General features: G+C 71.2%; 6 protein-coding genes. 5 read left to right on the plus strand and 1 reads right to left on the minus strand.

What is annotated here, in order from left to right; genetic code table 11:
* The first annotated feature begins 89 nt into the window (after positions 1–89).
* From J4573_RS28265 to J4573_RS28285, 5 genes are all read left to right on the plus strand, one after another.
* Positions 90–824 carry a bacterial transcriptional activator domain-containing protein gene (locus tag J4573_RS28265; protein ID WP_208258934.1) on the plus strand — a complete coding sequence of 245 codons (735 nt, stop codon included), beginning with the start codon at positions 90–92 and terminating at the stop codon, positions 822–824.
* A gap of 127 nt (positions 825–951) precedes the next feature.
* Complete coding sequence (locus tag J4573_RS28270) at positions 952–3831, plus strand: helix-turn-helix transcriptional regulator (protein WP_208258935.1); 2880 nt, start codon at positions 952–954, stop codon at positions 3829–3831.
* Positions 3832–4108: 277 nt separating this feature from the next.
* Positions 4109–7117: a helix-turn-helix transcriptional regulator gene (locus J4573_RS28275; RefSeq protein ID WP_208258936.1), complete on the plus strand. Its 3009-nt coding sequence runs from the start codon at positions 4109–4111 to the stop codon at positions 7115–7117.
* Positions 7118–7362: 245 nt separating this feature from the next.
* Positions 7363–8418 carry an alpha/beta hydrolase gene (locus J4573_RS28280; protein ID WP_307796958.1) on the plus strand — a complete coding sequence of 352 codons (1056 nt, stop codon included), beginning with the start codon at positions 7363–7365 and terminating at the stop codon, positions 8416–8418.
* 41 nt (positions 8419–8459) lie between these two features.
* Positions 8460–10778 (plus strand): GMC oxidoreductase, encoded by a 2319-nt coding sequence (locus tag J4573_RS28285; RefSeq protein ID WP_208258938.1) that lies wholly within the window; start codon positions 8460–8462, stop codon positions 10776–10778.
* Between the two features lie 57 nt (positions 10779–10835).
* Here the strand turns inward: J4573_RS28285 and J4573_RS28290 are convergent, their stop codons facing one another.
* Positions 10836–12857: a CehA/McbA family metallohydrolase gene (locus J4573_RS28290; protein WP_208258939.1), complete on the minus strand. Its 2022-nt coding sequence runs from the start codon at positions 12855–12857 to the stop codon at positions 10836–10838.
* Positions 12858–12888: the final 31 nt, after the last annotated feature.

Consider the following 12888-nt stretch of genomic DNA (forward strand, 5'->3'; position numbering starts at 1 on the left):
ACGCGCATATACGTGTCGCCCACGATGTCGCCGCATCGTCCTCACAGACATCGTTGTTTCTCCCAGGCCGCGTCAGGCGGGAGACCTCGATGTACGAACACGCGCCCCACGGACAGTCCGTGGTCGTCATCGACCTCCTGCCCGACTTCGAGTGCTCGGTGAACGAGCGCGCCATCCCGCTCTCCAGTACGCAGGAACTCCTCCTGATCAAACTGGCGATCGACGGCGAGCAGTCGCGCACCGAACTCGCGGCGAGCCTGTGGCCGGGCGCGGATCCGTTCCACGCGAGCAGGCAGCTGAGCAGGACCGTGTGCCGGATCCTGACCAAGACAGGGGCCTGCCTGCTCCGTTCCGACCTGGACCGGATCGCCCTGGCCGACGACGTGTCGGTCGACTATCAGGCCGCCACCACGGTCGCGCGCACCATCCTCGCCGCGGCCCGCCCGCCCGTCGACACCGATCCCTTGGTGGTGAAGCTCTTGGCGAAGGACCTGCTGCGAGGCGTCGGCCAAACCGACGTCGTGCGCGAACGCAAGCGTTGGGACCGCCTCCGCATGCTCACCCTGGAGAAGATGGCGCTCGCCCACCTGGACTCGGGCGACCTCGACAGGGCCGTCGAGATCTCCACGACGGCCGCGCGGATCACCCCCGAAGCCGAATGGCCGCACCTCGTCATCGCCGCCGCCAGCATCACCCGCGGCGACCTCGACCGCGCGCGCAGCGTCCACCGCCGCTTCGCCGACCAGTCCCACCACCCCAGCGACGCCTTCGACGACCTGATCTCGTTCGCCGGGCAGCTCAGGGCCTTCGCCCGCATGCCCTAGAGGAGGGCATGCCGCACTGACTCCCAAATCACGCTATCTCACTACCCTTGTCAGGAAAACGGTAGAACGTCCGCCCAGGCCGTGGCACGATGCCTGTCTGATCTTGCGCGCCTCAGGATGGAAGGGCATGTCTTCACCGAACGCATCGCACCGGCCCGCACGGCTGGTCGGCCGCCGCGATGTGCTGGACCTGCTGGACCGCGCGCTGAACGCCACCCGCACCGGCGGTTTCCTGCAGCTGTCGCTCATCGGTGAGCCGGGCGTCGGCAAGACCCGGCTCCTGCGCGAGCTGGCCACCCGGGCGGCCCCGGACCTGGCGGTGTTCGAGGGCCGCGCGACCGAGTTCGAGCAGGAGACCCCGTTCGGCCTGATCCTCGACGCCCTTGAGGATCACGTCGAGCGAGCCGACCTGGCCCTCACCACGGACGAGAAGTGCCTGCTCGCGCATCTGTTCCCCACGCTGTCCGAGGGAAGCGGCCTCACCGGCGATCTCTCCGGCCTCGCCCGCCACCACCTCCACCGGGCCACCCGCCGCCTCCTCGAACTGATCGCGGAAGAACGCGGCCTCGTTCTCATCCTCGACGACCTCCACTGGGCCGACACCCCGTCGCTCGACCTCCTGGACTACCTGGTCCGGCACCCGCCCCGGGCGAGGATCCTCGTCGCGATGGGTTACCGCCCGCAGCAGGCCTCGGCCCAGCTGGTCACCCTCAGCGAAGAAGAGGGCGGGCGAGCGATCCCGGTCCGGCCGTTCACCGAGGGCGAAGCCGACGAGTTCCTGACCCCGCGGATCAGCCGTTCGCGGCGCCGGGAACTGTTCCAGGAGAGCGGCGGCAACCCGTTCTATCTGGAGGCCCTCACCCAGATGGATCCGGGCGGGACCGCCGCCAAGCAGGCGGTCGATGCCGAGTTCTCCCCCGAGCTTCCGCTCGCCGTCCGCGCAGCCCTGCAGGCCGAGTTCGCCAACCTCGATCCGGCCGTCCGCACCGTCGCCCAGGGCGCCGCGGTGATCTCAGATGAATTCAACGCGACACTCACCGCCGCCGCCTCCGGGATGTCCGAGTCCATGGCGCTGTCCGGCCTGGACACGCTGGTCGCCCGCGACATCGTCCGCCCGGCCGCACCGGCCCACTTCCGCTTCCGGCATCCCCTCCTGCGGCAGGCCGCCTACGAGTCCGCCGGCGCGGGATGGCGGCTGGCGGCCCACGCCCGCCTCGCCGCCCACCTGGAGAGGCTGGGCGCACCGGCGGTCGTGCGCGCGCGGCACGTCGAGCACTCGGCCCAGTTCGGCGACGGCGCGGCGATCGCGACGTTGACCGAGGCCGCCCGCGCGGTCGCCGCCCACGCGCCGACCACCACCGCGCACTGGCTGCGGGCCGCGCTCGACCTGATGCCCGAGGACGCGGGGCATCCCGGGCTGCCCGACCGCGTCGACCTGCTCTTCGAGCTCTTCCACGTGCAGGCCGTGAGCGGGCGGGCGGACATGGCGCGCGGCACCGGCACCGAGCTGCTGCGCATCCTGCCCGCCGAGGACTACGCGCGGCGCGCCAAGGCCGTCCAGCTGTGCGGCGTCATCTACCGGCAGCTCGGCAGGCACGAGCTGGCGCGCGCGTTCGTACGCGACGAGCTGGCGAAGATCGCCGACCCCGAGTCGCCCGCCGCGGCGATCCTGCACGCACGGACCGCCGCCGACCGGTTGCTGGTCCTGGACATCGACGGCGCCCAGGCCGCGCTCGACCACATTCCCGAGCGCGCTCCGGAGTGGCCCCCGGGCCTGGAGGTCGCCGTCGAGGCCATGCGGGCGCTGCCCGCTTACGGGCACGGACGCGTCGCCGACGCGCTGCGGTATCTCGACGAGACGGGCTCGCTCATCGACGGGACCCCCGACGAGCATCTCCATCAGTTCATGGACAGCCTCGGCTGGTTCTGCTGGTCGACGGTCCTGCTCGGCCGGTACGAGCTCGCGCTGCACCACTTCGAACAGACGCGCGCGCTCGCCCTCAGGACGGGGCAGAACTACATGCTCGGCTACATCCTCGCCGGCCTCGCACGGCTCCACGTCCTCACCGGCCGCCTGCCGGAAGCCGCCAAGGCCGCGGACGAGGCGCTGGAGGAGGGGCGGCTGCTCCGCTCCGACGAGCTGCGCGTGTACGCGATCACGCAGCAGTGTCTGTGCGCCAGCGAGTTCGGCGAGCACGACCGCGCGCTGCGGCTGGGCGAGGAGGCGATGGCCGTCGATCCGCACGCGCGGGAGTGGTGGAGCGCCATGGCCCGCTACACCCATGCCGCCGCGCTGCTGGAGGCCGAGCGGATGGAGGAGGGCACGGCGGCGATGCTCGACCTGTGGAACGCGGGCCCGGCCGAGCACCTGGATCCGGGAACGCTCGTCTCGTCGGCCGAACGCATGAGTCATGCCGAGGCGACGGCCGGCCGGGCCGAGGACGCGCACCGCTGGGCCGGCCTCGCCGAATCGATGGCGAGCCCGGAGCTCGCGGGTGAGGTCGGGCTCGCCCGGCTCGCCCGCGCGCACGCGCTGCGGCTGAACGACCCGGGCGCCGCCGCGGCGCTCGCGGCGGAGGCCGCGGAACTGCTCGGCGCGGCGGGCCGCAGACCCGACTCCGGAAAGGCGGAGCTGGCCGCCGCCAAGGCCCACGGCGAGGCCGGCGAACGGACGCTCGCCAAGGCGCGGCTGCGGAACGCGCGGCAGATATTCGAGGATTGTTCGATGCGCGGGCTCAATGCCAAGGTCGTGCGCGAACAACGCCGCCTCGGCGTCTACGTCCCCACCTCGGCCGGCGGCCGGACGGGAAACGACCACGGCCTCTCCCGCCGCGAACTCGACGTCGTCGCGCTCATCATCGAGGGCGACTCCAACCAGCAGATCGCGGAGAGGCTCTTCATCAGCGTGCGCACGGTGGAGACGCACATCTCGCACATCTTCGCCAAGCTCGGCGTCTCATCACGCCTGGGAGTGGCGAGGGCGATGGCCGACCGGTCCGCGACCTGAGAACAGTTGCGCGCGGGGGATGGTGTCGGGTTCGGCACGGTTACATCCCAACGGTTGACATCGGCGTCGCCGCAACGCTTGATAGCACTGTCGGAGAATCCAATAACGGGCAGTCACCCCTGCGGGAGGTGGCGAGGGCTACAGCACATCGGCGCGACGGGTCGGTAGAGTGACCCACAATTCGTACGGATCGCCACTTGATGGACGCATTCGCACGGATCGTCATCAACGAGTCGGCTTGGTGTACCGACCGGCGCCTGGCACTTGGGGAGTGGACATGGAAGGTCGTGCGGACGAGCGCCGCGGGACCGGTCCTGGCAAGGTCCCGCTGATCGGGCGGCAAGACGTGCTCCAGGTCCTCACGGAGTCGCTCGAGGCGACCGCGACGGGCGCCTTCCAGCTCCTGGCCTTCGCCGGCGACCCGGGCGCGGGCAAGACCCGGCTGCTGACCGAGCTCGCCGCCGTCGCGAGCGCCGGCGAGATGCTCGTGCTGTCGGGACGCGCCGCCGAGTTCGAGCAGCAGATGCCGTTCGCCGCGCTGGTCGACGCCATCGACGACCACCTGGAGGGACACCGTCCCTCGCTCGCGCCCGAGGCGGTCCCGCTCCTCGCCGCGGTCTTCCCCGCGCTGACCCCCGCCGCCGCCGCGACCGGCGCCGCCGGGTTCGCGCCCCATGACGACGGCGCACCCGGCAGGGTCGCCCGCTACCAGCTTCACCGAGCGGTCCGTCATCTGCTCGAAGTACTCGCCTCCGACACGGGCCTCGTCCTGCTCCTGGACGACCTGCACTGGGCCGACGAGGCCTCCGTCGAACTGCTCGACTACCTCATGCGTCACCCTCCGCGCGCCCGCGTCCTGGTGGCCATGTCGTACCGGCCCGCCCAGGTGTCCCCCCGGCTGGCCACGCTGGTCAACTCCGCCAACGAGCACGGCAGCACCATCCCGGTGAACCCGCTCAGCGCGGCCGAGGTGGAGGAGTTCCTCGGCCCGCAGATCAGCCGGTCCCGGCGCCGGGCGCTGTACAAGGCGAGCGGCGGCAACCCGTTCTACCTCGAGGCACTCGCCCGCATGGAGCAGACCGGGACGCCCGGCGGCGAGGAGACCCCGGAGCTATGGGGCGCCGTCCCCGAGATGCGCGACCTCATGGAGCTGCCGCCCGCGGTCCGTTCGGCCCTGCAGATGGAACTCGGCTCCCTCGGGCAGACCGCTCTGCTGGTCGCACAGGCGGCGGCCGTCGCCGCGGACGAGTTCGAGCCGGGGATCGCCGCGGTCGGTGCCGAACTGCCCGAACAGGAAGCGCTTGCCGGTCTGGACGAGCTGGTCGCCCGTGACATCGTCCGGCCCGCGGCGGCCGGGCGGTTCCGCTTCCGGCATCCGCTCGTGCGGCATGTCGCGTACGGCTCGGCGGCCGCGGGCTGGCGGCTCGGCGCGCACACGAGAATCGCGCACCACCTGACGGCGCTCGGTGCTCCCGCGACCCTGCGGGCACACCATGTCGAACGGTCCGCCGGGTACGGCGACCAGGCGGCGGTCGCCACCCTGGTGGAGGCGGCCCGTGAGGTCGGTCCCCAGGCCCCCGGCACCGCGGCGCACTGGCTCGAGTCGGCTCTGCGGCTGCTACCCGAAGTCCCCGCCGCGGGCACCGCCGCCGACGGCGACGGTGCCTCTGACGACGGCGAGCAGATCTCGCGGCTCGGCCTCCTCATGGAACTGGTGCACGTGCAGACCGTGAGCGGCCGGCTGTCGGAGGGCCGCGAGACCGCCCGTGAGCTGGTCCGGCTGCTGCCCGCCGACGACCACGCGCGGCGGGCCCGCGCCGTCCAGCTGTGCGCCGTCATCGAACGCCAGCTGCACCGCCACCAGGAGGCGCGCGCCCTCGTCCTCGACGAGCTGCATCGCATGCCCGACCCGCAGGCCGCACCCGCCGTCCTGCTGCGGGTCCGCCTGGTCGCCGACCGCCTCATGCGCGTCGACATCCGCGGCGCTCAGGCCGTGCTCGACCACATCCCGGACGAGGGCGGCGACTGGCAACCGGGGCTGAAGGAGGCCGTGGCCTCGTTGCGCGTCCTCCCCGCCTACGCGGGCCTGCGCATCCCCGAGGCGATCCAGCACGCCGAGGCCGCGGACCGCGTGCTGACGGCCGCTCCGGACGGCAGCCTCGCCGAATGCCTGGACACCCTCCCCTGGCTGTGCTGGACCGAGGTGATGATGGGGCGCTACGACGACGCGCTCCGCCACCTGGACCGCATCATCGACATCGCGCGCGCCACCGGCCAGGCCTCGTTCATCACCTACATGCTGACCGCGCGGGCCCGTGCCTGCCGGGAGCTCGGCCGGCTGCCCGAGGCCGCCAGGGCGGCCGAAGAGGCCACCGAGGTGTCCCGCATGATGCGTTCCAGCGAGGGCCTGGTCTTCGGGCTGACCCAGCAGTCCCTCGCCGCCGGCCAAGCCGGTGACCTCGACCAGGCTCTGCTCTTCGGCGAGGAGGCGGTACGGGCCGACCCGGGGTCGGGAGAGTCCTGGGGAGCGAGCGCCCGGTACGCGCTCGGCGTCGCCATGGTCGCCTCCGGCCAGGTGGACGCGGGCGTCGACACCCTCATGGAGGCGTGCGGAGACCCCGCCGCCCCGATGCTGGACCCGGCCGTGCTGCTGGACTGTGCCGAGCTGATGGCCAAGATCAGCGCCGACCGCGGCCGGCAGAAGGAGGCCCACACCTGGGCCGAGATCGCCGACGGCATCGCCCACCCCATGCTTCAGTCCGCGACGGGCATCGCGCGGCTCGCCGGGGCGCACGCGGCCCGCGAGGAGGACTCCGAGCTGGCCGCCCGGCTGGCCGTCGAGGCCGCCGAGGCCCTGCGTTCGGTGGGGCGCCGGATCGACGCGGGCCGTGCCGACATGCTCGCCGGGATCACCCACCACGCCGCGGGCCGGTCGGAACAGGCGCGCGAGGCGCTCCGAGCGGCGGCCGCCACGTTCGAGGACTGCGGGGCCACCTCCCTCCACGCGCAGGCGCTCCGCGAGCAGCGCCGGGCCGGCATCCGGGTCAGCACCAGGCCGGGAACGGGATCGCGCGGCGAGACCCCCTTCGGCCTGTCGCCGCGCGAGTACGAGGTCGCCGTTCTCGTCGCCGACGGCTGCACCAACCAGCAGATCGCCGGGAAGCTGTTCCTCAGCGTCCGCACGGTCGAGACCCATCTGTCGCGGGTCTTCAGCAAGCTCGGTGTGGGCTCCCGGGTCGGGGTCGCCACGGTCATGAACCGCAACTCCGGCGACCAGGGTCCCTGACCCTCGCGAGCGACCGCGAAACGTCCGAGTCCGGACGGAACCGAACCTGAACGCCCTAACGGGACTCTCACCCCCATAAAGGCCCCCTGGCCTGCGGACCGGTCTACGTGGTCACCATGTACGGGTTTTCCACGATGCCGCGACAAGGCCCGGGAGTGACATCTTGTTGCCACATCGATCAGGAGGACAGAGACATGGTCGGCCGCATCCCGCGGTTCTCACTCGACGGAGTCACGGACGCGAAGGTGAGCACGCACCCCTTCGTCACCGATGACGACGTCCGCCTGTCGCTGACCCGCTACCACCGCGAGGACAGCGACGACGTCGTCCTGCTGATCCACGGCTTGACGTCCTCGAGCAACCTGTTCATCATGCCGGAGATCCGCAACATGGTGAGCTACCTGCACGACAACGGCTTCGGCGACGTGTGGGCGCTCGACTTCCGGATGAGCAACATCTTCCCCTACAACACCACCGGGCGTCAGTACTCCCTCGACGACATCGCCCTCTTCGACCACCCGGCGATGATCAAGGAACTGCGCCGGCACATCGGGGACCGCCGCGTCCACGTCTTCGCGCACTGCCTCGGCGCCCTGTCGTTCAGCATGAGCCTGTTCGGCGGTACGGTCAGGGACACCGACTTCGCCAGCGTCGTCGTCAACAGCGTCTCGCTGACCCCCCGGGTGCCCAAGTGGTCCAAGGTGAAGATGAACCTCGGACCGGTCTTCGCCGACTACGTGCTCGGCGTCCCCTACATCGACCCCAGGTTCGAACAGGCCCCGCGCTTCAGCGCCCGCTGGATGTTCGCCAAGGGCGTCTCGCTGTTCCATCCCGAGTGCAACGTGTCCTCGTGCCACATGCAGAGCTTCATGTGGGCCAGCGGGCGGCCGGGGTTCTTCATGCACGAGAACCTGGCGCCCGAGACCCATACCCACGACCGGCTGGCGGACCTCAACGGCGCCTCGACCTGCCACTACTACCGGCACATCCGCAAGATGGTGCGGGCCGGCAAGGCGGTGCGGTTCGACCCGCGTGACGAGCACCTGTCCGCGCTGCCGACCGACTTCTTCGCCCGCGCGGCGGAGATCCAGACGCCGATCCTGTTCACCACCGGCGACCACAACAGGATCTTCACCGACTCGAACGTCGTGTGCCACGAGCGACTGGAGAAGATCGCGCCAGGCCGGCACGAGCTGAAGATGCTTCCCGGCTACGGGCACATCGACCCGATCCTCGGAAAGGACGCGCACGTCGACGTGTACCCGGCGATCGCCGACTTCTTCAAGCGGCACAGCGCTTGAGCACAGCAGGACCAGGAACTTTGACGGAGCAGGAGCACACCATGGAGAAGGTCGACGCGGTCGTCGTCGGCTCGGGGTTCGGCGGTTCGGTCTCGGCGTACCGGCTCGCCGAGGCCGGGCAGCGCGTCGTGCTGATGGAGCGCGGCCAGCCGTACCCTCCGGGCAGCTTCCCCCGCTCCCCTGCCGAGATGAACAAGGCGTTCTGGGACCCGGCCGAGGGTCTGTACGGGATGTATGACGTCTGGGGATTCCACGGCTTCGACTCAGTGGTGTCCAGTGGGCTGGGCGGCGGCTCGCTGCTCTACGCCAACGTGATGCTGCGCAAGGACGAGCACTGGTTCGTCAAGGACGAGGAGATGCCGGGCGGCGGCTACGAGTCGTGGCCGGTGACCCGCGCGGACCTGGACCCGCACTACGACGTCGTCGAGAAGATGCTGGACGTCACGCCCTATCCGCTGGACCGGGCGCCCTTCGACGACACCCCCAAGACCCACGCGATGCAGGACGCGGCCGCGGAGCTCGGTCTCGCCTGGAGCCTCCCGCCACTCGCGGTGAGCTTCGCGCCCGAGCGCGGCGCCGAGCCCGGCGTCGGGCTGCCGATCGTGGACGCCGGGTACGGCAACGTACACGGGGTTCCGCGGCGGACGTGCCGGTTGTGCGGTGAGTGCGACATCGGCTGCAACGACGGGGCCAAGAACAGTCTCGACCACAACTACCTGTCGGCGGCCAAGCATCACGGCGCGGACATCCGGACCTCGCACGAGGTCAAGGCGATCCGGCCGCGGGACGGTGGCGGGTACGAGGTCGACTACGTCCACCACCTGGACCTGGAGAGCAAGGCGCGCAAGTCCAAGGTCCAGACGATCGCCTGCGACCGGCTGATCCTGGCCGCCGGCACGTACGGGACGACGTACCTACTGCTGAAGTCGCGGAAGAACCTGCCGGGGCTGAGCAAGGCGCTGGGCACGCGGTTCAGCGGCAACGGGGACCTGCTGACGTTCCTGCTCAAGGCCAAGGACCGCAACCGGGTGCGTCCGCTGGACGCCAGCCGGGGGCCGGTCATCACCAGCACGATCCGGCTTCCGGACGAGCTGGACGGGTTTCCTGGGGCGGGCCGTGGCGCCTACATCCAGGACGGCGGCTACCCGGGCTTCGTGGACTGGATGGTGCAGCCGCTGGAGTTCAACAAGCAGATCGAGCGGGCCGTCGAGTATCTGTGGCGGCGGTTCAAGGAGACGTTCAAGTACGCGCCGGACACCAACATCTCCAAGGAGCTGTCGGACCTGATCGGGGACGGGGCCCTGACGGTCAGCTCGCTCCCGCTGCTCGGGATGGGGCGCGACACCGCCGACGGCGTGCTGGAGCTGAAGGACGGCCGGCTGAACGCGGAGTGGACGACCAAGACCAGCGAGGAGCACTTCGAGCGGCTCCGCAAGACCATGCAGGGCATCGCCGACGTCCTTGGCGCCGACTATGCCGACAATCCGATGTGGTTCCGCAAGAGGATCATCACCGCGCATCCGCTCGGTGGCGCACCGATGGGCGACCACGTGGACGAAGGCGTCTGCGACGCCTTCGGTGAGGTGTTCGGGTTCCCGGGCCTCTACATCGCCGACGGGGCGGCGATGCCCGGTCCGGTGGGCCCGAACCCCTCGCTGACCATCGCCGCGCTCGCCGACCGGATGAGCACGCGGTTGTTGGAGGGCTCGCCTGTTACAGGGGCCGGGCCGGTTCGCGAGACCGGCCCGTTGGGCGAGCCGGAGGGCGAGACGACGTCTCTGTCCTTCACGGAGGAAATGAAGGGGTTCGTCACCTACGGGGTCACCGATCCGCGCGCCGGCGCGCTGAGTGAGAGCAAGGAGCGCATGTCGTTCCGCCTCACCATCACCGCCGACGACGTGGCGCGTTTCCTTGACGAGCCCGAGCACACCGCCCGGGCCGAAGGGTGGATCGACAACGCCGGCTGCGGGGGCAGGCGGGACGTCGAGCGGGGCTGGTTCAACCTCTTCGCGCCGGGGGGCGCGGAGGAACGGCGGCTGATGAAGTACAGGCTTCACTTCACCGACGCCGAGGGCCGGCTCCGCACCCTTGCCGGAGAGAAGAACGTCCTGCACGGTCCGCCGACGCGGATCTGGCCGGACACCTCCACCCTCTACTTCCACCTCTACGAGGGGCATGTCGAAGAGGGCGAGGAGGCTCCGGTGGCCGGGGCGGGTGTGCTCCACATCCAGCTGACCGACTTCGCGCGGCAGCTGACCACCTTCCGCACGCACGGGCCGGGGGGCCCGGGTGCGCTGATCAGGTTCGGCCGGTTCTTCGCGGGCGAGCTCTGGGAGGTCTACGGTCCCGACCTCACCTAACGGGACCCTCACGAACGCGTGGAGCGAGAGAACTGCGGGGTGCTCTCGCTCCACGCCTCATTTTCTGCGGGAGTGGTAGACGGCGCGGGCCTGGTCGAGAAGGGCCAGGTGGTCGGCGAGCTGGTCGGCGCCGGCCAGCCGGCCGTGGGTACGGATCTTGCTCTCCAGGCCGTCGAGGTAGTCCAGGCACCAGCGCAGGTCCTGGTCGCGGGCGACGGGGCGGCCGCCGAGGTTCAGGTAGACGGGGCTGGTGTGGGCGTACGAGCCGAAGTAGTGGTACGAGCGGGGGTTGCGGGGGCCGCGCGCGATGGCGAGCACGTAGGTGGCGTCGGTGACGGTCAGCTCGGTCGTGAGCTCGGGTGGCGGGCCCTCGGCGATGACTCCGTCGGCGGTGCGCAGTTGGAGGGTGACGACCTCGGGGCCGATCGAACGGGCGGTGACGGTGACGCGGTCGCCCGGGGCCAGGTCGAGGGTGTCGCCCGGGCCGCGGTCGCCGACCTCCAGTTCCAGCCACGGGCCGGTGGTGCCGAACGTGCGGCCGCGGCGGATCGCCTCGGCGAACGAGCCGGCCGTGAGGGGGCCCTCGACGCGCGCGTAGACGCGCTCCCAGCCGGGCGGGCTGGACTGGGTGCTGCGGCGGTTGAACGAGAACATCGTGTCGGTGCCGGCGGTGACCGCCAGCCTGTTCCCGGCGCCCAGGAGACGGTGGTACATGATCGCCGTGGTCTGGATCGATGAGTGGCTGAGCACGTCCAGGCTGTCGATCAGGCCGAGGGCGGCGTCGGCGACGAGCTCGCGGGCCGAGCAGTTGCGGCCGGCCGACAGGGCCTTGACGGGCGGGTCGTCCTCTTCGATCGGGAAGTGGAACGGGTGGCTGTAGCCCATGACGGCGCCGAGGCCGCGCAGCTCGACGCAGGCCGCGCTGTTGGGCGGCCAGTCCACGGTGCCCTCGAAGCCGGTGTGGTAGCGGTCGGGCGGGTCGTCGAGGCCGAACGCGTAGAAATGGCCTAGCAGGTCGTTGCGGTACTCCACGCCGAGGCGGGCGATGTGGGTGGCGTCCGACCAGGGCAGGTCCTGGCCCGCCCAGTGCTCCAGCGCCTCGCGGTCGTAGACGCGGGCCGAGGCGACGTTCCCGGCGACCAGGTTGAGGACGTGCAGGTCCTCGCCGTGCTGGAGCGCGGCGGCCTGGGCGGGGGTGCCGACGGTGTCGCCCGCCCAGTTCATGTGAACGTGCATGTCGCCGCCGTACCAGCCGCGCGCCGCCGCGTCGTAGATGCGGGTGGGCGTCAGCTCGACGAGGGTCTCGGCGCCGGGCTCGGGTGTGACGACGCGTTCGAGCGTCTCGTACTCCATGCCGCGGGTGACGCGGATCGTGAGCGGCTCGGCGGGGACGTCGAGGGTGAGGTCGTCGCCGTGGAAGTAGGGCATGTGGTCGGCGTCGCGGTTGAGCGAGGCGCCCTCGGGATACCAGCCCTGCTCGTTCTCCCCCACGACGGTCCAGCGGCACGGGAGGCCGGCGCGCAGGCGGAGCACGGCGGGCGCGGCGGAGCGGGTGAGCGGGGCCAGCGACACCGGTTCGCCGTCGACGCTGACCTCGTCGGTGGAGGCGATCGGGATGAGGTGCGCGCCGCCGGGTTCGATCTCGTGCGCGGTCCCGGCGGCTTGGACGACGGCCGGGCGGTCGAGCGTGGAGTCGACGAGGAGGTGGGTGCGCAGCGGGACGCCGTCCAGGACCGCCTGCGGGTTCGCCTCCACGGACGCGCCGCCGGGGGTCAGCCGGAGCGCCGCGAGGTTGTCGGAGACCTTGCCGCCGAGGGTGTCGCGGGCGAGGCGGACGAAGTCCTGCTCGACCATGCGCGCGGCGAGCTCCTCGTCACCGGCGCCGGGGTACCGGGCGGCCGCCTGCGCGATGAGGTTCAGGTAGAAGAGCGTCGTGTCCGGCACGAACGCGTTGATCCCCATCTCCTTGACGTACATGATCGGGTCCTCGCCCCAGCCGGGACCGTGCTCGGTGAGCAGGGCGCGGTACTCCTCGAGGGCCCGCCGGACGGTGGGCGGCAGCATCGGGTCGTCGCACATGCGGTGTCTCCCCGCGGTCGAGATCGCCGTC

Origin of the sequence: Actinomadura barringtoniae, from assembly GCF_017573505.1 — a bacterium.
GTDB lineage: Bacteria > Actinomycetota > Actinomycetes > Streptosporangiales > Streptosporangiaceae > Spirillospora > Spirillospora barringtoniae.